This window comes from uncultured Allobosea sp. (assembly GCF_945956895.1).
GTDB lineage: Bacteria > Pseudomonadota > Alphaproteobacteria > Rhizobiales > Beijerinckiaceae > Allobosea.
In genome coordinates, this window is sequence record NZ_CAMFJF010000003.1 from 217,705 (window position 1) to 236,297 (window position 18,593).

The 18,593-nt window shown below is 66.7% G+C and carries 17 protein-coding genes; 7 read left to right on the plus strand and 10 right to left on the minus strand.

From position 1 onward, the window contains the following. Window positions 1-23: 23 nt before the first annotated feature. The 5 genes from Q0Q02_RS03630 to Q0Q02_RS03650 form a co-directional block, all read right to left on the minus strand. Window positions 24-1,241: a URC4/urg3 family protein gene (locus Q0Q02_RS03630; RefSeq protein ID WP_293806939.1), complete on the minus strand. Its 1,218-nt coding sequence runs from the start codon at window positions 1,239-1,241 to the stop codon at window positions 24-26. A 26-nt stretch (window positions 1,242-1,267) separates the two neighbouring features. After that, window positions 1,268-2,530, minus strand: coding sequence for a GTP cyclohydrolase II (locus Q0Q02_RS03635; protein ID WP_293806941.1), 1,263 nt, complete (start codon window positions 2,528-2,530; stop codon window positions 1,268-1,270). A 102-nt stretch (window positions 2,531-2,632) separates the two neighbouring features. Beyond that, a complete protein-coding gene (locus Q0Q02_RS03640; protein WP_176168593.1) occupies window positions 2,633-2,794 on the minus strand; it encodes a Thivi_2564 family membrane protein in 162 nt (53 codons plus the stop codon). Window positions 2,795-3,138: 344 nt separating this feature from the next. Next, window positions 3,139-5,508, minus strand: coding sequence for a glycine--tRNA ligase subunit beta (gene glyS / locus Q0Q02_RS03645; protein WP_293806943.1), 2,370 nt, complete (start codon window positions 5,506-5,508; stop codon window positions 3,139-3,141). Continuing rightward, entirely contained in the window at window positions 5,508-6,425 is a 918-nt protein-coding gene (locus Q0Q02_RS03650) for a glycine--tRNA ligase subunit alpha (protein WP_293806995.1), read from the minus strand. The genes glyS and Q0Q02_RS03650 overlap by 1 nt, the downstream gene beginning before the upstream one ends. Window positions 6,426-6,678: 253 nt before the next feature. Here Q0Q02_RS03650 and Q0Q02_RS03655 point away from each other — a divergent pair, with 253 nt between their 5' ends. The 3 genes from Q0Q02_RS03655 to Q0Q02_RS03665 all read left to right on the plus strand — a co-directional run bounded on the left by Q0Q02_RS03655 (window position 6,679) and on the right by Q0Q02_RS03665 (window position 7,819). Next, window positions 6,679-6,948 carry a hypothetical protein gene (locus Q0Q02_RS03655; protein WP_293806945.1) on the plus strand — a complete coding sequence of 90 codons (270 nt, stop codon included), beginning with the start codon at window positions 6,679-6,681 and terminating at the stop codon, window positions 6,946-6,948. A gap of 137 nt (window positions 6,949-7,085) precedes the next feature. After that, the gene (locus tag Q0Q02_RS03660; protein WP_293806947.1) at window positions 7,086-7,358 is read left to right on the plus strand and encodes a hypothetical protein; all 273 of its coding nucleotides are present in this window, start codon (window positions 7,086-7,088) and stop codon (window positions 7,356-7,358) included. 155 nt (window positions 7,359-7,513) lie between these two features. Beyond that, a complete protein-coding gene (locus Q0Q02_RS03665) occupies window positions 7,514-7,819 on the plus strand; it encodes a hypothetical protein (protein ID WP_293806949.1) in 306 nt (101 codons plus the stop codon). Here Q0Q02_RS03665 and Q0Q02_RS03670 read toward each other — a convergent pair. Continuing rightward, on the minus strand, window positions 7,810-8,595 hold the full coding sequence (locus Q0Q02_RS03670) for a methyltransferase (RefSeq protein WP_293806951.1): 786 nt from the start codon (window positions 8,593-8,595) through the stop codon (window positions 7,810-7,812). The two genes, Q0Q02_RS03665 and Q0Q02_RS03670, sit on opposite strands and share 10 nt — an antisense overlap. Next, window positions 8,588-8,812, minus strand: a complete 225-nt coding sequence (locus Q0Q02_RS03675; protein ID WP_293806953.1) for a DUF2007 domain-containing protein — start codon at window positions 8,810-8,812, stop codon at window positions 8,588-8,590. Before Q0Q02_RS03675 ends, Q0Q02_RS03670 begins: the two co-directional genes overlap by 8 nt. A 174-nt stretch (window positions 8,813-8,986) precedes the next feature. On the opposite strand from Q0Q02_RS03675, the gene Q0Q02_RS03680 reads away from it, so the two are divergent. After that, window positions 8,987-10,003: a polyprenyl synthetase family protein gene (locus Q0Q02_RS03680; RefSeq protein WP_293806955.1), complete on the plus strand. Its 1,017-nt coding sequence runs from the start codon at window positions 8,987-8,989 to the stop codon at window positions 10,001-10,003. Between the two features lie 114 nt (window positions 10,004-10,117). Here Q0Q02_RS03680 and Q0Q02_RS03685 read toward each other — a convergent pair whose 3' ends face one another. The 3 genes from Q0Q02_RS03685 to Q0Q02_RS03695 all read right to left on the minus strand — a co-directional run bounded on the left by Q0Q02_RS03685 (window position 10,118) and on the right by Q0Q02_RS03695 (window position 14,938). Next, on the minus strand, window positions 10,118-10,993 hold the full coding sequence (locus tag Q0Q02_RS03685; protein ID WP_293806957.1) for a 4-(cytidine 5'-diphospho)-2-C-methyl-D-erythritol kinase: 876 nt from the start codon (window positions 10,991-10,993) through the stop codon (window positions 10,118-10,120). Window positions 10,994-11,020: 27 nt separating this feature from the next. After that, complete coding sequence (locus tag Q0Q02_RS03690; protein WP_293806959.1) at window positions 11,021-12,787, minus strand: tetratricopeptide repeat protein; 1,767 nt, start codon at window positions 12,785-12,787, stop codon at window positions 11,021-11,023. A gap of 471 nt (window positions 12,788-13,258) precedes the next feature. Beyond that, entirely contained in the window at window positions 13,259-14,938 is a 1,680-nt protein-coding gene (locus tag Q0Q02_RS03695) for an electron transfer flavoprotein-ubiquinone oxidoreductase (protein WP_293806961.1), read from the minus strand. A 171-nt stretch (window positions 14,939-15,109) separates the two neighbouring features. On the opposite strand from Q0Q02_RS03695, the gene Q0Q02_RS03700 reads away from it, so the two are divergent. From Q0Q02_RS03700 to cydB, 3 genes are all read left to right on the plus strand, one after another. Continuing rightward, a complete protein-coding gene (locus Q0Q02_RS03700; protein WP_293806963.1) occupies window positions 15,110-15,934 on the plus strand; it encodes a uracil-DNA glycosylase in 825 nt (274 codons plus the stop codon). 116 nt (window positions 15,935-16,050) lie between these two features. Beyond that, window positions 16,051-17,481, plus strand: a complete 1,431-nt coding sequence (locus tag Q0Q02_RS03705; protein ID WP_293806965.1) for a cytochrome ubiquinol oxidase subunit I — start codon at window positions 16,051-16,053, stop codon at window positions 17,479-17,481. An 11-nt stretch (window positions 17,482-17,492) separates the two neighbouring features. Continuing rightward, window positions 17,493-18,497, plus strand: a complete 1,005-nt coding sequence (gene cydB, locus Q0Q02_RS03710; protein ID WP_293806967.1) for a cytochrome d ubiquinol oxidase subunit II — start codon at window positions 17,493-17,495, stop codon at window positions 18,495-18,497. Window positions 18,498-18,593 lie beyond the last annotated feature (96 nt).

An 18,593-nucleotide genomic window follows, 5' to 3' on the forward strand; every position in this document is an offset into this window, starting at 1 on the left:
TATCTCTCGGACTTGGCTTACCCTCAAAATACCGTGCCATCGCTGACGATGGTCAAGGGCGGGCCGCCATCCACACGCTTTTCGCGCGCGATCCGGCGCCCGGCCGCCCAGCTGCCGCCTTCGAGCACCTTGGCGAGCGGCAGCTCATCGCGCGAGCGACCGAGCCGCTGGCGGATGAGCGCGCCAACCTCATCAAGCAGCGCGACGGTCAGCGCCCGCCATTCCACCACGAGCGGCGACGAAACCTCATGGGCCTTCGCCCGATCCGCCTCGTCCTTGAGCGCGATGACGCCGCTATCGAGGAAGAGCCCGCCATTGCGGTATTCCGGCAGGCCGGTCATCTCGTCGATACCGACCACGGCGATGCCGGCCCATTGCAGCGGCTCGATCAGCGAATAGGTCAGCCATTGCGAGAGCTTGTGGAAGGGCACGAGCCCCTCGGTCTGCTTCCCCGGCGCGATCAGAGGATGGCGCCAGGTGTCGCCGAGCGCAACGCCCGCCAGCGTCAGGCGCGACGGCCAGATGCCGCCGAAGGTGCCGAGGACCTCGCCGAGCATATGCGGCGCCCGTAGGGTGCCGGTCTCGGCGGCGGCAGCGAAGCGGTCGAACAATGCGCCCGGCCGCGACAGCCCCTGACGTTCCAGCTCCTCGCCGAGGCGGTTGAGCAGCGCGGCCCGCCCCTCGAGCGCCAGCAGCGGATTGCCCGGCCCGGCCTGGAAGCCACGCGCCAAAGCCGCTGCATCGAGTCGCTTCAGGCCGGCTGCATCGGCCTGCAAGAGGCTAGCCGGATCGCTGGAAAAGAGACCGGCAGCGAACATGTCGAGCGAGGCGAGCGCCAACCCTTCCGAACGGCCGATCTCGCGGCCGGTGGCCGCGTCGCGATAGCGCCAGTCGGGGCCGGCACCCGCATCGAGCAGAACGCTGACCACGGCGAGATCATAGGCGGCGCGGCCGCGCGCGGCGGGATCGGCGAAGCCGGCCGCCTTGTCGAGCTTCTGCCAGCGATCCTCGCCATCGAGGACAAAATGGCGCCAACGGGCGTGGAAGGGGATGTCGAGCTTCGGATAATTCGCGCGGATCGTTTCCAGCACATAATCGGCGCAGGCTTCGAGCCGCTCCGGATGCACGCTGAAATGCAGGAGCTGGCCGGCGAGCCCAAGCTCCAGCATCTCCTGCGCGCGCTCGCGCACGGCAGCGGGTTTCAACAGGGTGCGGAACGCCTCGGGATCACGGTCGGGCATCATCAACTCAGGCAGGCGTGACGGAATCAGAACTTGTCGAGATCGCGGCCGACCGTCGATTTCAGGGCGTTGTCGCCGGGCGCGCCGTCAGGCGAGTAATAGCCCGCCGCCTTCTTGGCCTCGATCTCGACGGAGGCGTCAGGCGGGACCAGTTCGGGCGGGATCGCGACGCGCTCGCCAATCTCGATACCGGACTGCACCATGGCGTCGTATTTCATGTTCGACATCGACATCAACCGGTCGATCCGCGTCACACCCAGCCAATGCAGCACGTCCGGCATCAATTGCTGGAAGCGGGCGTCCTGCACGCCGGCGACGCATTCGGTGCGCTCGAAATAGGTCGCGGCGGAATCGCCGCCCTCCTGGCGCTTGCGGGCATTGTAGACGAGGAATTTCGTGACCTCGCCGAGCGCCCGCCCCTCCTTGCGGTTGTAGACGATCAGGCCGACGCCGCCGCTCTGGGCCTCCTTCACGCATTCCTCGATGCCATGCGTGAGATAGGGCCGGCAGGTGCAGATGTCGGAGCCGAAGACGTCCGAGCCGTTGCACTCGTCATGGACGCGGCAGGCAATGCGCGTTTTCGGATCGGCGAGCCGCGAGGCCTCGCCCATGACATAGGCGGTGATCGAGCCGATCGGCGGCAGGAAGACCTTGAGGTCCGGCCGCGTCACCAGTTCGGGATACATGCCGCCGGTCTGCTCGAAGAGCGTGCGGCGCAATTCGTTCTCGGTCGTGCCGAAACGCTCGGCGATGCCCGGCAGGTACCAGACCGGATCGACCGCGATCTTGGTGACGCTGATATCGCCCGTGCTGTGCAGGATATGCCCGTCAGCGGCGAGGCGATGCGCGCCCATCGCCGCGAGGATCTCGGGCAGGTTGAGCCTGGCCTTGGTGATCGCGATCGAGGGGCGGATATCGATGCCCTCTCCAATCAGCTTGCCGAAATCCTGCGCAACGGTGTGCCCGAAGGGATCGAGCGAGACGATCTTCTTCGGGTCAGCCCATTGCGGCTGGGGCAGGATCTCAGCTGTCGGATGGGTGTTGGTCAGGTCCGGGCGCTGCTGCGGATTCATCGCGCGGGCCGAGATCGCCAGCGCCCGATAGACCGAATAGGAGCCGCCATGGGCGCCGATGACGTTGCGGTCGGCCGGGTTGGTGGTCGAGGCGATGATCGGGCCGCGCTCGGCGGCGGTCGGGGCGCCCCATCGGATGGGGAAGCGCGCGGCGGCGCTGCCCGGCTCGGGATGGGAGGTCAGCCTGATATGGCCGTTGCGGTTCGGCGCGTTCATCGCGGTCACGTCCTGAAACGGAAAAAGGCCCCGGGACGGGATCGTCCGGGGCCTTCTGGACCTCATGAAGTCTGAACCAGCGCGGCGGCGCCGTCAATCGCCTTAGAAAACAGCGAGATAGCGCAGCAGAGAGATGATGCCGATCACGATCACGATGATCTGGACGACATTCTTGATCTGCCCGTCGAGCGGCAGCATCCGCACGAGATAGAGCACGAGGCCGATGACGAGAACGGTGATCAGCAGCGAAATCAGAATGCCCATGCTTTCAGCCCTTTGTCGCGGCCGGTAGCCGGCCCCCCGGAAGCCCCACCGCGACGGGTTCGCGGCATGTCAGCCCCGTCGACAGAACGTCGCAGGGTGGGAATAGGTTCCGGGGCGGGCCTTAGCCGGCGAAACGGGCTCGGAAGCTATTTCCAGACGAACGCTGGAACCGCAAACAGAAAACCCCTCTCCCGGATGGGAGAGGGGTAGGGGTGAGGGAAGGCCGGAAAACCAGTCCGGCGCGAACCAACCGCAGCGGCGGAGAGCGCAGAGCAAGGGCTATCGGCAGCAGGCCCTCACCCCTGCCCCTCTCCCATCCGGGAAAGGGGTTCCCCGTGCCCTACTTATCCGGCGATGCGATCGAAATCCGCGACGGCGCGCGTCGCCTGGCGGAGCTGGTTCAGCAGCTTCAGGCGGTTGGCGCGCTGGGCCGGATCGGGATCGTTGACCGTGACCTTGTCGAAGAAGGCATCGACCGCCGGGCGGATTTCGGCGAGCGCGGCCATGGCGCCCTCGTAATCCTCGGCGGCGACGGCGGCCTCGGCCTTCGGCGTCGCCTGTGCGAGCGCAACGGCCAGCGCCTTCTCCTCGATCAGGCCGGCATCGGCGATGAGGTGCAGATCGGGAGCATCGGCGAAAGCACCCTCCCCGTCCTTCTTCTCCTCGGCCTTGAGGATATTGGCGGCGCGCTTGTAGCCGGCGAGCAGGTTCTTGCCGTCCTCGGTGTCGAGGAAGCGACCGAGCGCCGCGACGCGGCGGGTGATGAGCAAGAGATCGTCGTTCGAGGCGCCCGCCTGCCCCCTCTCCCCTTGCGGGAGAGGGTTGGGGTGAGGGGTCGCGCCGCCCTCACCGGAAACGTCGCGAGACCCCTCATCCGTCAGCGCTGACGCGCTGCCACCTTCTCCCGCAAGGGGAGAAGGGGCGCCAACGAGAACCGCGTCGACGAGATCATGCCGCGCGCCCTGGTCACGGAGCATGACCTTCAGGCGGTCGTGGAAGAAGGAGAGGAGGTCGGCAACAATTACAGGGCGTTCACCCGCATTACCGAGAACACGCGCTGTCGCTCCGTCCAAGGTCGAAGTCATCTCCATTATTAATGGCATTCTGCCGATATGTTCGAATAACTTCGCACACAGTGACAGGCTAGCCTTGTTCTCCACGACCAACCGAATGACGCCGAGCGCAGCTCGCCTTAACGCATAGGGATCTTTGCTACCGGTAGGCTTTTCCTCGATCAACCAGAAGCCGACGAGCGTATCGAGCTTGTCGGCCAGCGCCACCGCCACCGAAACCGGATCGCTCGGCACGCGGTCGGACGGGCCGAGCGGCTTGTAATGCTCCTCGACCGCCGCGGCGACCGAGGCGTCCTCGCCCTGCAACTCCGCGTATTTCCGGCCCATCAGTCCCTGAAGCTCAGGGAACTCGCCAACCATCTCGGTCGGCAGGTCGGCCTTGGCGAGTTTGGCAGCGCGCTCGGCCTTCTCGGGATCGGCGCCGACGATCGGAGCTAGCTCCTTGGCCAAGGCAGCGATGCGCTGGACGCGCTCGCCTTGTGTACCGAGCTTCGCATGGAAGACGACGCCGAGCTTGTCGAGCTTGGCCATGCGCTGGTCGAGCGGCTTGGCCAGATCGAGCCCGAGCTTTTCGGCGCTGTCCTTGAGGGTATCGAGGTCCGGCAACGAGCCGCGATCGGTCTGCCAGAAATAGGCGGCATCCGAGAGGCGCGCACGGACGACGCGGCCGTTGCCGGCGGTGATCGCCACGCCGCCGTCGCTGGCGACGAGGTTCGAGACCAGGATGAAGCGATTGGCGAGGTTGCCGGTCGCGGGATCGCGCAGCACGAAGCATTTCTGGTTCGCGCGGATGGTGGCGCGGATCGCCTCGCCGGGGATGTCGAGGAAGCGCTCCTCGAAGGAGCCCATCAGCACGACCGGCCATTCGACGAGCCCGGCGACCTCCTCCAGCAGCCCTTCGTCCTCGACGAGGTCGAGCCCCTGCGCGAAGGCCAGGTTGCGGGCGTCGGTGAGGATGATCTCCTTGCGCCGGTCGGCATCGAGCACGACCTTCGCCTTCTCCAGCGAGCTGACGTAGTCGTCGAGGCGCTTCACCGTGATGGGCGCAGGCGCATGGAAGCGGTGGCCATAGGTCACGTTGCCCGAGACGATGCCGTCGACCTCAAAGGGCACGACCTCCGGGTCCTCGGTCTCGGCCGCGCCGAAGGTGCAGAGGATCGAATGCAGCGGGCGTACCCAGCGCAGGCTGGCGCCGGCAGCCGAGGCCTTGCCCCAGCGCATCGATTTCGGCCAGGGGAAGGCGCGGACCACCGCCGGCACGATCTCGGCGATGGCCGCGACGGTCTCCTGGCCGGGCTTCTCGATGATGGCGACGTAAGAGTCGCCCTTCTTGGGATCGCTGACGATCGTCGCCTGGTCGAGCGAGGAAAGGCCGGCAGCCTTGAGGAAGCCCTGCACGGCAGCGTCGGGCGCGCCGACGCGCGGACCCTTGCGCTCCTCGCGCACGTCGCGGCCGCGCACCGGCAGGCCAGCGATATGCAGGGTGAGCCGGCGCGGCGTGACGAAGGCCTTGGCGCCCTCATAAACGAGGCCGCGCTCGACCAGCGCATCGGTCACGAGCTTCTTCAGGTCCTCGCCGGCCTTGCGCTGCATGCGCGCCGGGATTTCCTCGGAAAAGAGTTCGAGCAGAAGATCGGGCATTACGCAGCTCCCCCGCCGGCGGTCTTCAGCCAGGCCGCACCGCAGGCCTTGGAGAGCTCGCGCACGCGCAGGATATAGCTCTGGCGCTCGGTGACCGAGATCACGCCGCGCGCATCGAGCAGGTTGAAGATATGGCTGGCCTTGATGCACTGGTCATAGGCCGGCAGGGCGAGTTCGTGGCGGGGCTGGTTGGCGCCGGCAACCGGCTCGCCGGCGGCGAGCAGCGCCTTGCACTCGGCTTCCGCATCCGAGAAACGCCGGAACAGCATCTCGGTATTGGCATGCTCGAAATTATGCCGCGAATATTCCTGCTCGGCTTGCAGGAAGACGTCGCCATAGGAGATGCGGTCCTCGCCATCGAGGCCGTTGAAGTTGAGGTCGTAGACGTTCTCGACGCCCTGGACATACATCGCCAGGCGTTCGAGCCCGTAGGTCAACTCGCCCGCGACCGGAGCGCATTCGACGCCCGCGACCTGCTGGAAATAGGTGAACTGGCTGACTTCCATGCCGTCGCACCAGCACTCCCAGCCAAGCCCCCAGGCGCCGAGCGTCGGGCTCTCCCAGTCATCCTCGACGAAGCGCACGTCATGCAGGCCGAGATCGACCCCGATCGCCCGGAGCGAATCGAGATAGAGCTGCTGCAGATCCGGCGGCGACGGCTTCAGGATGACCTGGAACTGGTAGTAATGCTGAAGGCGGTTGGGGTTCTCGCCGTAGCGGCCGTCCTTGGGGCGGCGCGAGGGCTGGACATAGGCCGCCCGCCAGGATTTCGGGCCGAGCGCGCGCAAAGTCGTCGCCGGGTGAAAGGTGCCGGCGCCGACCTCCATGTCGTAGGGCTGCAGCACCACGCAACCTCGCTCGGCCCAGAAGCGCTGCAGCGTCAGCAGCAGCCCCTGGAAGGAGCGGGTCGGGTCCATCGCCGGGGAGGAAGCCGGGATGGTGGAATGCGAGAGTGGCGCGGGGGCGGACAAGTGCCTGCAACCTTCCGATAACGAGGGAATGGCGGTGATTAGGGTTCGCGCCGGCCAGGGTCAAGCGCGGGCCGGAACCGCAAGCCGACAGGTTTCGTTCATAACCGGCCTGATATCCATTGAGGCAACCGCAGGTTCGCGATGTTCGGGGCGAGCATTTGATGCCGGGCCGGCGGTCGAACAACGAAGGAGTACGCCCGTGTTGACAACCCGCATCATTGCCGCCGCCTTTGGCGCCGCAACCTTGCTCGGTGCCGCCATGAGCAGCGCCCCGGCCTCCGCGGCCCCGATTTCCGCCGGCACGACCTTTGCCGCCGGCGCCGAAACCGGCCTCGTCCAGCAAGCCTGGCATCGCGGCCGGCCGCATTACGGCCCAAGCCGCCCGCATGTCCGCCGCTGCTGGACCGATCACCGCCGCGTCTGGAACGGTCGGCGCTGGGTCGTTCGCTCGGTGCGCGTCTGCCGCTGAGGCCGGACGATCCTTCCTAGATGAAGGCAAGCTGAACGGCGCGGTTTCGCGCCGTTCACATGAGAAGAGATAGGGTTCTGCCAGGGACGACTTGACGACCTTCGGCATGCCCGACGGGACCAGCCATGGAGAACATCATGTTCCGGACAACCATTCTTGCCGCCGCGACGGCCGCCGCGCTCGGCGCCGGTGCCCTGATGACGACATCCGCTTTCGCGGCCCCGGTCTCGGCCCCCGCGGGACAATCGGCACAGGCGGGGCAAGGCCTCGTCGAACAGGCCCAGTATTATTACGGCCCGCGCCGCTACTATCGCCCGCGCCCCTATTACCGCCCGCGCTGCTGGACTGAAGGCCGCCGCGTCTGGAACGGCTGGCGCTGGGTCGTCCGTCCCGTGCGGGTCTGCCGTTGAGCGGAGTAAAGCATGGCCGCAATGTGGCCATTCACTGAAGGCAAGCTGAACGGTGCGATCCCGTGCCGTTCAGGTTCGAGACTCTAAAGTCTCAATCCAAGGGCGGCGCTTCATCCGACGGCACAGACTGCCGACGCCATCTCATGGAGGTTTTCATGTTTCGGACAATGATCGTCACGATGGCGACAGCCGGCGCGCTGGGCGTGGCCGGCCTCGCCGTCACTCCGGCCTCCGCGGCTCCGGTCGGCGCAGCTCCGATCGCGGCCGTTCCCGCTGTCGCAAGCGACGGCATGGTCCAGCAGGCGCAGTATTATTACGGCCCACGCCGCTATTACGGGCCGCGGCGCTACTATGGTCCGCGCTACTATTATGGCCCCCGGCGCTATTACGGCCCGCGCTTCTACGGGCCGCCGCCGGTTTTTGCCCCACCGTTCTACGCCCCGCGTCCGTATTACTGGTAATCGGGCGCCAGACGCGCGCGGCCGCGATGCACGGTGTCGCTTGCGGGCGTCAGCCGGCCATCGGGACCGTTGATCACGAAAGCCGGCAGCAGCGCTGTCGGCTTTCTGCTGTTCAGGACGGCCGTGACGATGATGCGAATCGCCGGCTTGTCGGCGAAGGCATGAACCGGGCGGACAGCGACCGCGCCGAAGCCGGTTCCGAGGCCAGCCAGCACCTCCGCCAGCGCCTCCGCGCGATGGATGAGCGCCAGATGCCCGCCCGGCCGGAGCAGGCGGCGTGCGGTCCTCAGCCAGGGGGCCAGGGCCCCCTCGGCGACATGGGCTGCCTTGCGATTGGGTACTGGCGAAGCCCTGCTGCCCCCCGGCGGATAGAAGGGCGGGTTCATCGCGACCGCGTCGAAGGAGGCGGATGCAAGGCCGAGCCCGGACAGAATCGCCGCCCGCGCGGTGACATCTCCGGCCAACGCCGTGACACGCCCGGTCATGTCGTTGAGCCCGGCATTGCGCGCGGCCAGGGCGGCGAGTTCCGGATCGCGCTCGAGCAACGTGACGCGCAGCTCCGGCTGCGCCAGCGCCACTGCCAGGCCGACCGTGCCGACACCGGACCCCATGTCGAGCAAGGCGCCCTGCCCCAGTTCCGGCAAGGCCGCCGCCAGCAGAATCGCGTCGCTGCCGGCACGATGCCCCTTGCGCGGCTGCAACAGCCTCAAGCGGCCGTCGAGCAAGCGATCCTCGACGATCTCGCCCAGCGCCGAATCCCTCCCGATCTCACTCATCGCGCAATTCTGATCCGTAGCCGGCCTCGATGAGCAGGGCCCTCGCGCGCTTGCGATCGGCATCGCGCACCAGCAGGCGGCGGGGGAAAGCGCCGATCATGCCCTCCAGCGAGCTGATATGCTGATCGGCGATCAGGCAATCGAGATTGGCCGAGGCCAGCAGGGCTTCGACCGCACCGAGCAGGATGAGATCGTTGGTGCGCATGAGTTCGTGCATCGCTCCATGGAGCCCAAGCAGCCTGCTTCGTGCAAGAGCCTGAGCCGATCAGAGCCTTCCTCACGCAAAGGTGCGGCGTCGCGCCGGTTTGCAGGGGCTGGCGTCCCATGCAACGGTTGTGGCATGGGACGGGCACGCCGCCCCGGCGTGAGGATTTGACCCGGAGTGTTTCCAGTGGGTGTCGTCGTCTCCCTCGAGGAACGGGAATCGAGCCAGGCCAGCATCGAGCCGCTGGTCGCGCTGACGCGCGCCGACATGGAGCGGGTCAATGCGATGATCCTGTCGCGCACCGGCTCCGAGGTCACAATGATCCCGGAGGTCGCGAATCACCTGATCTCCTCGGGCGGCAAGCGCCTGCGGCCGATGCTGACGCTCGCCATGGCCGATCTCTGCGGCTACCGGGGCGAAGGCCACGTCAAGCTCGCGGCCTCCGTCGAATTCATGCACACCGCCACTCTGCTGCATGACGATGTCGTCGACGAGAGCGACATGCGCCGCGGCAAGCTCGCCGCCCGCATGCTCTGGGGCAACGAAGCGAGCGTGCTGGTCGGCGACTTCCTGCTCGGCCAGGCCTTCAAGATGATGGTCGAGGTCGGCTCGCTGCGCGCGCTCGACATCCTCTCGACGGCCGCCTCCGTCATCGCGGAAGGCGAGGTCCTGCAACTCTCGGTCGCCAAGAACACCGAGACGACCGAAGACGAATATCTCTCGGTGATCCGCGGCAAGACGGCCGAGCTCTTCGCCGCCGCCTGCGAGGTCGGGCCGGTGATCGCCGGCTCTCCCAAGGCCGATGCCGCCGCCTGCCGCAGCTACGGCCTCAATCTCGGCATCGCCTTCCAGCTCATCGACGACGCGCTCGACTATGGCGGCGTCGCGGCCAAGCTCGGCAAGAACACCGGCGACGATTTCCGCGAGGGCAAGATCACGTTGCCGGTCGTACTGTCCTTCCGCCGCGGCGACGAGGCCGAGCGCGCCTTCTGGAAGCGCACGCTGCAGGACGGCGAGATCCGCGACGGCGACCTGGAAGAAGCCCAGGCGATCATGCGTCGGCACAAGGCGCTGGACGACACGATCGCCCGCGCCGAGCATTATGCGCGGATGGCCAAGGATGCGCTGGGCCTGTTCCCGGCCTCGCCGATGAAGCACGCCCTCAACGCCGCCGTCGATTTCTGCGTCGCGCGGGCGCATTGAGGCGGAGGCGTCATGCTCGGGCCTGACCCGAGCATCTCGTGACGAGAAGGTGCCTCTTCCGGGATGAGATTCTCGGGTCTGCGCTTCGCTCCGCCCGAGAATGACGGCTGACACTCAGCTCAACAGAGTAGGCTTCACCCACCAGCCCGGCCGCTCGCGCTGCAGTGCCTTCGCCGCCGTCGCGCTGGCAACGCAATCGTCGAACAGCGCGAAACAGGTCGCGCCCGAGCCGGACATGCGCGCGAGCCGGCAGCCCGGCAGCGCCGCGAGCTGCTCCAGAACCTCGCCGATCACCGGCGCGACGCTCAGTGCCGGCGGGGCGAGATCGTTGCTCGTCGAGTTGAGATAACTCCAGACCTTCGTCGCCGATGCCGGCGCCACGAAGTTCGCCGCGCGTGCTTCGGATGCCGTTTCGCCGGCCTTGAGGCCAAGCGCGCGGAATACGGCGACGGTCTCAACGCCCACCCCCGGATTGGCCAGCACCGCGAAAAGCGGCGGCAGCCTGAGCACCGGACCGAGCTTCTCGCCGATGCCCGCCATCAATCGCGCCCGCGAATCGAGGCAGACCGGCACATCGGCGCCGACGCCGGCGGCCACCTCCCGTAGAAGCGGGTCGGCTGACGCGATGCCGTTCAGGCGCGCGAGCAGGCGCAGGGCCGCAGCCGCATCGGCCGAGCCGCCGCCGATCCCAGAGGCGACCGGCAAACGCTTGACGAGATGGAAGCGCCCGAGGCGCAGACCCGGACGCACGGCGGCGAGAGCGCGAGCCGCGCGCAGGATGAGGTTATCGCTGTCCGCAGCGAGCCCCTCAGCCCGCGGGCCGGCGAGCGTGAGGGAGAGCGGTGCGCCGGGATCGAGCGACAGCGTGTCGCCCACCCCGGCGAAAGCGACGAGGCTTTCAAGCTCATGATAGCCGTCGGCACGCCGACCGAGCACCCGCAGGTCGAGATTGACCTTGGCGCGGGCGCGCGTCGTCAGCGGCAGGGCCACGGCGTCAGGCCGGCGCGGCAGCAAGCGTCAGCCGCCGTCCTTCTTGGTGGCCTCGACGGCATTGGCCGAGGGCTCCTCGAGACCGCGCTCGATCTTGCGCAGGATCTTCTCCAGGTCCTCGGGCTCGGGCTTGAGATCGCGGGCATGATTCCACTGGAACTTCGCCTCGAGCTGGCGGCCGGTGCGCCAATAGACATCACCAAGATGGTCGTTGATCACCGGATCGGATGGGCGCAGTTCCGAGGCACGCTCGATCTCGCGCGCGGCATCCTCGTAGCGGCCGAGGCGATAATAGGCCCAGCCCAGCGAATCGATGATGTAGCCGTCGCGTGGCCGCAGTTCGACGGCGCGGCGCAGCATGTCGAGCGCCTCGTCAAGCTTGAGATGCTTGTCGACCAGCGAATAGCCGAGATAGTTCAGCACCAGCGCGCGCTCGCGGCCGAGCGGATCGGGCAGGAGCTCCAGCGCCTTGCGCAGGTCGGCCTCGGCCTCGGGCCAGCGATTGATGCGCTCGCGGGCGATGCCGCGGAAATAGAACAGGTCCCAGTTGGCGCGGCCGGGCGAAGCAAGCTTGGCGATCGCCTTGTCGTAGGCCGCAGCTGCCTCGGCGAACTGCTTGCGCGAACGATAGATGTTGCCGAGCGCGGAAAGCGCATCGACATCGTCCGGACGCTCCGCGATGACCTTGTCGAGGTGCTGCACCGCCTCGTCCGGCTTGCCGAGATTCTCCAGTGCCAGGCCGGCCTGGATCTCGGCATTGGGGCGCAGCGGCGAGGAGGCCGGCATCTTGTCGTAGACGGCGACCGCATCCTCGGGCTGGCGGGCGCGCTCGAGGATATCGCCGAGCGTCAGGATGGCGAGGTCGTGGCCGGGATCGAGATAGATCGCCATGCGCAGGTAGAGCAGCGCCGCGGCCTCGTCGCCCTGGCGGTTGCCCGCACTGGCAAGGCCATAGAGCACTTCGGCAGCGCCCTGCTGCGGCGTCGTGATCTGGCGCGGCGGCGCCTCCTTCCTGCCGACAAGCGTCATGCCCTCGCGGATGATCGGATGGTTCGGCAGCAGACGGTCGAAGCCGGCATAGGTCTCGGCCGCGCCGTTGAAATCGCCGTTGCGGGCCTGGAAGCGCGCCCAGAGATCGACCAGGCGCAGCGTGGTCTTCTCGGCGTCATAAGCCGATTTCAGCCGCTTCTCGGCATCGGCCTTGCGGCCGGCGGCGTCGAGGATCAGCCCGGCATGGTAGTCGCGGAAGAGATTGTAGGACGGCTCGCCCTTCAGGCGCTCCAGCGTCTCGATGGCACGCTTGGGATTGTTGGAGCCGAGATAGGACCAGGCAGAGAGCAGCGTCGCGGTGATGTCGGCCGCACGCCCCCTGCCGCCGCGCTGGAGATGGTTGCGCGCGGTCTGGTAGCTCTTCTGCTTGATCGAGCGGATGCCGATGACGAGCTGCGCCAGGCCGTTGCTGGGGTCCTGCTGGATCAGCTTGTCGGCGGCCCTGAAGGCGTCCGGCATGGCGCCATCGGCCAGAAAGGCGACGAAGGCGCGCTCGGTCAGGTCGTTGTTCTGCGGGTCTTCCTTGATCGCCTCGCGCAGATAGACGGAGGCCGCGCCGAGATCGCGCGAAGCGCCGGCGACGATCGCGGCGAGATAGTTGCCTTCCAGGCTGTCGCCCGGCTCCAGCGAATCGGCTGCACGCGGCTGGGTCGCGCCTTGCGCGGCGGCCACAGCTGGCAGGAACATCAAGAACGACAGCGCAGCAGCCGTGCCGGAGGCACGCACCTTCTTCAATAATGTCACGACTGCCATTCTCCTTCGGTCCGCGGCCTCACCATCTCGGGGCGCACTTTTCCAGCGGACCGTGATCGCTTCGCGTAGGCTGCCAAGATGGCGGTTTCCGGGCGGGCGGGCAAGCCGGGCCACCACTCAATGCGCCCGTTTCGTAGCAGCCGCGCAACACTCGCCGAAATCCTGATGACGAAGAGGCTGGCGCAGGAAAACTGCAAGCCTCCCGCAGAGGTATCGGGCCTATATTTCGTCCGCCTGCAGCTCCTGCAGCGATTCCACAGGGATCATTCCAATGAAGAAGATCATTCTGAGCGTTGCCGCCGTCGCGCTCCTCGGCGGCTTCGTCGCCGGCTGCGCCAAGACCGAGACCAAGCCGACCGCCCCGATCGTCCGCAAGGGCTGATCAGTTCCGGTTTGACGACAAAGGGCGCGCCTCCCGGCGCGCCCTTTTTTTTGTTTCACGAGATCGCGAATCGTGCGCGATCACATATTCGCGTAGCCCGGCCCGCCGCCGCCTTCCGGGACCGTCCAGGTGATGTTCTGGGCGGGATCCTTGATGTCGCAGGTCTTGCAGTGGACGCAGTTCTGCGCGTTGATCACGAAGCGCGGATTGGTCTTCGCCTCGGCATTCTCATAGACGACCTCGTAGACGCCCGCCGGGCAATAGAGCCGCGCCGGCTCGCCATAGAGCGGCAGGTTCTGCGTGATCGGAACCGACGGGTCGGCCAGCTTCAGATGGGCGGGCTGGTCTTCCTCGTGGTTGGTCGAGGACAGGAAGACCGAGGAGAGCTTGTCGAAGGAGATCTTGCCGTCCGGCTTCGGATAGCTGATCGGCGTGACCTCGGCGAGCGGCTTCAGCGTCGCGAAATCCGGCTTGCCGTGCTTCATCGTGCCGAAAGGCGACCAGCCGAAGAGCTGGTTCAGCCACATGTCGATGCCGCCGAGCCCGATGCCGAGGAGCGTGCCGAATTTCGACCAGAGCGGCTTGACGTTGCGGACGCGCTTCAGGTCCCTGCCGATCGCGCTGTCGCGCCAGCTCGTCTCGATCTCGACGACCTCGTCATGCTGACGGCCCGCCTGCAGCGCCGGCACCAGCTTCTCCGCCGCGAGCATGCCCGACAGGATGGCGTTGTGGCTGCCCTTGATGCGGGGCACGTTGACGAAGCCCGCCGCGCAGCCGATCAGCGCACCACCCGGGAAGGTCAGCTTCGGCACCGACTGATAGCCGCCCTCTGTGATGGCGCGCGAGCCATAGGCGATGCGCTTGGCGCCCTCGAACGTGTCGCGGATCAGCGGATGGGTCTTGAAGCGCTGGAACTCGTCGAAGGGCGAGAGCGTCGGGTTCTGGTAGTTCAGATGGACGACGAAGCCGACGGAGACCAGGTTGTCGTCGAAATGATAGAGGAAGGAGCCGCCGCCGGTCTTGTTGTCGAGCGGCCAGCCGAAGGAATGCTGGACGCGGCCCTTGTGGAATTTCTCCGGCTTGACCTGCCAGAGCTCCTTCAGGCCGATGCCATATTTCTGGGGCTCGCGGCCCTCGTCCAGAGCGAACCGCTTGATCGCGATCTTGGAGAGCGAGCCGCGGGCGCCCTCGCCCAGCAGCGTATAGCGGCCACGCAGTTCCATGCCGCGGGTGAAGCGCTCGGAGACCGTGCCGTCCTTGGCGATGCCCATGTCGCCGGTGGCGATGCCGGCGACCGAACCATCCTCGTTGAAGAGCAGTTCGGCGGCGGCGAAGCCCGGATAGATCTCGACACCGAGCGCCTCAGCCCGCGCGCCCAGGAACTTCGCGACCAACCCGAGCGAACCGACGAAATTGCCGTGGTTGTTCATCAGCGAGGGCATGCCGAAATTCGGCAGGCGGATGCCGTTCGGCTGGGTCAGGAAGTAGAAGATATCCTCCTTGACCTCGGTGGTCAGGGGACGATCGGGATCGTCGCGCCAGTCCGGCACCAGACGGTCGAGGCCGATCGGATCGATCACTGCGCCCGAGAGAATATGGGCACCGACCTCGGCGCCCTTCTCGACCACCACGACGGAAATGGATTCATCGAGCTGCTTCAGCCGGATCGCGGCCGCCAGGCCCGCAGGGCCTGCGCCGACGATGACGACGTCATAGTCCATGCTCTCGCGCGGTTCGCTCTGCGCTTCCTTGAGATCCATCCTGCCCTCCGCCTCAGCAGCCGCGCCGCATGATAGTTTATATATGAACTATTTCGCCGGGTCGTTCAATGCCGGCTTTCGTCCAGTCTGGAACCCCTCTATCCAAGCGCCCGTTCCATTTTGCAACTGCGTCGGCTCGCGAAGAGCCTTTGCAGGGTATAGGATGCGCCGATGAGCCTGTCCGATGCAGTCGGCCCCGACGCGCCCGATCCCTACGAGCTTTTGAGTTGGTACGCCGAGATGGGCGTGACCGAGGCGCTCGACGAGACGCCGCGCAACCATTTCGCCGATCCGGCTCCCGCCGGCGGCAACGGGCAGCCGCGCCTGCGATCCCTGCCCGGCCGGCCGGCCGCGCCGGCAAGGCCTATGGCAGCGGCCGCCACCGCCCCGGACGACGCTGCGCTCAGCGCCAAGGCGCTCGCCCGCGAAGCGCGCACGCTCGATGAATTGAAGACAGCGCTCGCTGGCTTCGAGGGCTGCGCGCTCAAGGCCACAGCCAAGAACCTCGTCTTCGCCGACGGCAACCCGGAAGGGCGGGTGATGATGGTCGGCGAAGCGCCCGGCGCCGACGAGGACCGGATCGGCCTGCCCTTCGTCGGCCGCTCCGGGCAATTGCTCGACCGCATGCTGGCGGCGATCGGGCTGAGCCGGAAGGATGACGTCTATATCGCCAACCTCCTGCCCTGGCGTCCGCCCGGCAACCGCACGCCGACGCCGCAGGAGGTCGCGATCTGCCTGCCCTTCATCCAGCGCCAGATCGAGCTCGCCGACCCCGACATCCTGGTCTGCGTCGGTGGCCCTTCGGCGCAAGGTCTGCTCGGCTTCACCGGCATCCTGCGCTCACGCGGGAAATGGGTGGAATACGATACCGGCGCGCGGCGCATCCGGGCGATCGCGACGCTGCATCCGGCCTATCTGCTGCGCCGCCCGCTCGACAAGCGCCTGGCCTGGCGCGACCTGCGCGCGCTGAAAGCGGCACTCGACGGGAAGAATTGACGCAGCGACGTTGCGCGCAGGCACAGCTCAAGGCAGGCTTGCATTAGATCACATCCAGACACGCCCGAACGGGCGAGGCCCGGCACCGGCGTGGCGTGGCCAGACGGAGTTCTGCGATGGTCATCGACGCATTTCTGCTCTCACGCATCCAGTTCGCCTTCACCATCTCGTTCCACATCGTCTTCCCGGCCTTCACGATCGGGCTTTCGGCCTATATCGCGACGCTGCTCGGGCTCTGGCTGAAGACGGGCGATGCGAAATTCCATCTGCTCGCGCGGTTCTGGACCAAGATCTTCGCCGTCTCCTTCGCGATGGGAGTCGTCTCCGGCATCGTGCTGTCCTATCAGATCGGCACGAACTGGAGCCGCTTCTCGACCGCAGTCGGCAACATCGTCGGCCCGCTGCTGGGCTACGAGGTGCTCACCGCCTTTTTCCTCGAGGCCTCCTTCCTCGGTGTGATGCTGTTCGGCTGGAAGCGCGTGCCGCCCTGGCTGCATTTCCTCTCGGCGGCGATCGTCGCCGGCGGCACGGCGCTGTCGGGCTTCTGGATCCTCTCGGCCAATAGCTGGATGCAATACCCTGTCGGACACGAGGTCCGCGACGGTATCGCCTACCCGGTCGACTGGATGAAGATCGTCTTCAATCCGACCTTTCCGCTGCGCTTCGCGCATATGATGACGGCCGCCTATCTCACCACCGCCTTCGTCGTGCTGGCGACCGGAGCCCGGCATCTCCTTGCCGGGCACCGCACCGAATCGGCCAAGACGATGGTGCGCATGGCGATCCTGATGATCGCGCTGACCGCGCCGCTCCAGGCGCTGATCGGCGACTTCCACGGCAAACAGACCGCGATCTATCAGCCGGCCAAGCTCGCCGCGATCGAAGCGCATTGGGATTCGGCTAAGCCCGGCGCGCTCGTCCTCTTCGCCTGGCCCGACGAGAAGGCCGAGCTCAACCGGTTCGAGATCGCGATTCCCGGCGTCGCCAGCCTGCTGACCCATGGCAGCATGGACGCGCTCTTCCCCAGCCTGAAGGATTTCAAGGTCGAGGACCGGCCGCCCGTGCTCATCCCCTTCTTCGCCTTCCGCATCATGGTCGGCATCGGCACGCTGATGATCCTGTTCGGCTGGGCCGGCGCCTATCTGTGGAAGCGCGGCACCGTGTTCGAGGCGCGCCGCTGGCTCTGGCTCGCCCAATATAGCTGGCCGGCCGGCTTCGTCGCCATCCTCTCCGGCTGGTTCGTCACAGAGGTCGGTCGCCAGCCCTGGCTCGCCACCGGTGTCCTGCGCTCGAAGGACGCGGTCTCCCCGGTGACGACGCTCGAGGTCGCGATCTCGCTCGGGCTGTTCGTCTTCGTCTACTGCATCGTGTTCACGGCCGGCATCCTTCTGATCAACCGCCTGATCGACAAGGGACCGGACGAGATCAGCCATGAGGACCCGCCCGAACAACCGTCGAAACGGACGTTGAAGGCGGCGCAGGCGCCCGCCTCGGCGATCTTCGGCGACGGCCATCCCGGCGACGACAAAATCCAGCCGGCGAACTGAGGAGAGCCACGATGGAATGGTACCTCCCCGTGATCTGGGCCGGCGTGATCGGCACCGCCGTGATGCTCTATGTCATCCTCGACGGCTTCGACCTCGGCATCGCCATCCTGTTCCCGACGACGAAGGACGAGGGCGAGCGCGACCAGATGATGAATTCGGTCGCGCCGTTCTGGGACGGCAACGAGACCTGGCTGGTGCTCGGCGGCGCAGGGCTCTGGGTCGCCTTCCCTCACGCCTATGCCATCATCATGCCGGCCTTCTACATTCCGGTGATCCTGATGCTGCTGGCGCTGATCTTCCGCGGCGTCGCCTTCGAGTTCCGCTGGGTGGCCAAGCCCCATCACAAGGTCTGGGACCTCGCCTTCTGGGCAGGCTCGGCGCTTGCTGCCTTCGCGCAAGGGTTGATCCTCGGCGGCCTCCTCCAGGGTATCAAGGTGGTCGACAAGCAGTTCGCCGGCGGCCCTTTCGACTGGCTGACCCCGTTCACGGTGATGTGCGGCGCCGGCGTCGTCATCGGCTATGCCACGCTCGGCGCGACCTGGCTGGTCTACAAGACGGACGGGCCGGTGGCGGACAGGGCGCGCCGGCAGGCGAAAGCACTGCTGCTGGGCCTGCTCGCCTTCGCGGTGCTGGTCTCGCTCTGGACCCCCTATGCGCATCCACGCATCGCCGCGCGCTGGTTCACGCCGTCTAACCTGATGCTGCTCTGGCCACTGCCGGTACTGACCGCCATCTGCGGCACCATGGCCTGGAAGCGGCTGCACGGCGCGCATGAATTCACGCCCTTCGCCCTCACCATCGCGATCTTCGTGCTTTGTTTTCTCGGGCTTGCGGTCTCGAACTATCCCTATCTGGTACCGCCCGACCTGACGATCTGGGATACGGCGGCGGCCCCGAGCTCGCATGTCTTCGTGCTGATCGGCGTCAGCTTCCTCCTGCCGATGATCCTGTTCTACACGGCCTTCGTGTACTGGACCTTCCGCGGCAAGGTCAGGGCCGATAGCGGCTACCACTGAGTGGAACCGCCACGGTCAGCCTGCGTTCAGGAGCGACCCGTAAAGACGACTTGAGTTCCCCGCCTCTCCCGGCGAGATTGCGGGGGAGCTTCGCCG

Coding starts and splice junctions, on each gene's coding strand:
- Q0Q02_RS03630 (WP_293806939.1), bottom strand. CDS start 1,241: ATGCCCGACCGTGATCCCGAGGCGTTCCGCACCCTGTTGAAACCCGCT.
- Q0Q02_RS03635 (WP_293806941.1), bottom strand. CDS start 2,530: ATGAACGCGCCGAACCGCAACGGCCATATCAGGCTGACCTCCCATCCC.
- Q0Q02_RS03640 (WP_176168593.1), bottom strand. CDS start 2,794: ATGGGCATTCTGATTTCGCTGCTGATCACCGTTCTCGTCATCGGCCTC.
- glyS (WP_293806943.1), bottom strand. CDS start 5,508: ATGCCCGATCTTCTGCTCGAACTCTTTTCCGAGGAAATCCCGGCGCGC.
- Q0Q02_RS03650 (WP_293806995.1), bottom strand. CDS start 6,425: ATGGACCCGACCCGCTCCTTCCAGGGGCTGCTGCTGACGCTGCAGCGC.
- Q0Q02_RS03660 (WP_293806947.1), top strand. CDS start 7,086: ATGTTCCGGACAACCATTCTTGCCGCCGCGACGGCCGCCGCGCTCGGC.
- Q0Q02_RS03665 (WP_293806949.1), top strand. CDS start 7,514: ATGTTTCGGACAATGATCGTCACGATGGCGACAGCCGGCGCGCTGGGC.
- Q0Q02_RS03670 (WP_293806951.1), bottom strand. CDS start 8,595: ATGAGTGAGATCGGGAGGGATTCGGCGCTGGGCGAGATCGTCGAGGAT.
- Q0Q02_RS03675 (WP_293806953.1), bottom strand. CDS start 8,812: ATGCACGAACTCATGCGCACCAACGATCTCATCCTGCTCGGTGCGGTC.
- Q0Q02_RS03695 (WP_293806961.1), bottom strand. CDS start 14,938: ATGGATCTCAAGGAAGCGCAGAGCGAACCGCGCGAGAGCATGGACTAT.
- Q0Q02_RS03700 (WP_293806963.1), top strand. CDS start 15,110: ATGAGCCTGTCCGATGCAGTCGGCCCCGACGCGCCCGATCCCTACGAG.
- Q0Q02_RS03705 (WP_293806965.1), top strand. CDS start 16,051: ATGGTCATCGACGCATTTCTGCTCTCACGCATCCAGTTCGCCTTCACC.
- cydB (WP_293806967.1), top strand. CDS start 17,493: ATGGAATGGTACCTCCCCGTGATCTGGGCCGGCGTGATCGGCACCGCC.